Genomic DNA, 2300 nt, shown 5'->3' with positions numbered 1-2300 from the left:
CATTTCCCACTCCCGAATACAAACATTGGGATAACCATCCTGTCATCCGCCTGCTATGCACAAGGGTTCCCGCCCTCGCGATGATACCCGTCCTGCTTCAGCTGCACTGACACGCTGACCAGCGCGCCACGCATTCCGGGTATACAAACACCGCTCCCCGCCAGCTGGCAGGGAGCGGCTGATCAGGAAAAACGCTTACTCGGCGTCAGGCGTCGTCACCGCAGCGGTTTCTTCTGCTGGCTTCTGCTCTGTCGCTTCTTTGATGCTGAGACGAACGCGGCCCTGACGATCCACTTCCATCACTTTAACTGGCACTTCCTGACCCATCTGCAGGTAATCGGTCACTTTCTCTACGCGCTTGTCGGCGATCTGAGAAATGTGTACCAGACCTTCTTTACCGCCGCCGATCGCCACGAAGGCACCGAAATCAACGATACGGGTCACTTTACCGGCGTAGATACGGCCCACTTCGATCTCAGCGGTGATCTCTTCGATGCGGCGAATCGCTTCTTTGGCTTTCAGGCCGTCGGTCGCTGCGATCTTCACGGTGCCATCATCTTCGATTTCGATGGTGGTGCCGGTCTCTTCAGTCAGCGCACGGATAACCGAGCCGCCTTTACCGATGACGTCTTTGATCTTGTCTGAGTTGATCTTGATGGTGTAGATGCGCGGCGCGAACTCGGAGATCTCCTGACGCGGCGTGCTGATCGCCTGTTCCATCACGCTCAGAATGTGCAGACGCGCACCCTTGGCCTGGTTCAGTGCCACCTGCATGATTTCGCGGGTGATACCTTCAATTTTGATGTCCATCTGCAGCGCGGTGATACCTTCACGGCTACCGGCTACTTTGAAGTCCATATCGCCGAGGTGATCTTCGTCGCCGAGGATGTCAGACAGCACCACGAACTTCTCGTCTTCTTTCACCAGACCCATCGCGATACCGGCAACGGCCGCTTTGATCGGTACACCAGCGTCCATCAGTGCCAGTGATGCACCGCACACGGAAGCCATAGAAGAAGAACCGTTCGATTCGGTGATTTCAGACACGACGCGCACGGTGTACGGGAACGCATCCTGTTTAGGCATCACTGCCAGCACGCCACGCTTCGCCAGACGCCCGTGACCAATTTCACGACGCTTCGGTGAGCCAACCATACCGGTTTCGCCCACGGAGTACGGAGGGAAGTTGTAGTGGAACAGGAAGCTGTCAGTCCGCTCGCCCATCAGCTCATCGAGATTCTGTGCGTCACGCGCGGTACCGAGGGTGGCAGCGACCAGCGCCTGCGTTTCACCACGGGTAAACAGCGCAGAACCGTGGGTACGCGGCAGTACGCCAGTGCGCACGTCCAGACCACGGATCATATCTTTTTCACGGCCATCGATACGCGGTTCGCCGTTCAGGATACGGGTACGCACCACGTTCTTTTCCAGGCTGTGTACGATGTCACCGATTTCGGCATCATCCAGCGTTTCGTCTTCAGCCAGCAGTGCGGCGATGGTTTCGTCTTTGATGACGCCAACCTGCGCATAGCGCTCCTGCTTGTCAGTGATGCGGTACGCATCGCTGATGCGCGCTTCGGCCAGGGCGGCAACGCGTGCGATCAGCGCATCGTTCGCCGGCTCTGGCTGCCAGTCCCAGCGTGGTTTGCCGGCTTCGGCCACCAGCGCATTGATGTTTTCAATCACAACCTGCTGCTGGTCGTGGCCGAACACCACAGCACCCAGCATCTGATCTTCGGTCAGGATGTCCGCTTCAGATTCCACCATCAGCACTGCATTCTGCGTACCGGCAACCACCAGATCCAGACGAGACTGTTTGATCTCATCCGCGGTTGGGTTCAGCACGTACTGATCGTTGATGTAACCAACGCGTGCCGCACCGATTGGGCCGTTGAACGGAATACCAGACAGTGACAGCGCAGCAGAAGCACCGATCATCGCAACGATGTCCGGGTTAACCTGCGGGTTCACGGATACCACAGTCGCGATAACCTGTACTTCGTTAACAAAACCTTCCGGGAACAGCGGACGCACCGGGCGGTCAATCAGACGCGCAATCAGGGTTTCGCCTTCGCTTGGACGGCCTTCACGACGGAAGAAGCTGCCCGGAATACGGCCAGCGGCGTAAGTACGCTCCTGATAGTTCACTGTCAGAGGGAAGAAGTCCTGACCGGCTTTGGCTTTTTTCTGGCCCACGACGGTAACGAATACCGCGGTGTCGTCCATGCTTACCATTACTGCTGCGGTGGCCTGGCGCGCCATCATGCCGGTTTCCAGCGTGACGGTATGCTGACCATATT

General features: G+C 57.5%; 1 protein-coding gene. It reads right to left on the bottom strand.

All coding sequences use genetic code 11. The features are described from left to right. Positions 1-195: 195 nt before the first annotated feature. The coding region (gene pnp, locus QMM04_RS22225; RefSeq protein WP_282997071.1) for a polyribonucleotide nucleotidyltransferase at positions 196-2300 on the bottom strand (2105 nt) is incomplete at its 5' end.

This window comes from Pantoea sp. Pa-EAmG, assembly GCF_030024295.1.
GTDB lineage: Bacteria > Pseudomonadota > Gammaproteobacteria > Enterobacterales > Enterobacteriaceae > Pantoea > Pantoea dispersa.
The sequence above is the reverse complement of the archived record's forward strand: the minus strand, read 5'-3'. Positions and strand labels throughout refer to the sequence as shown.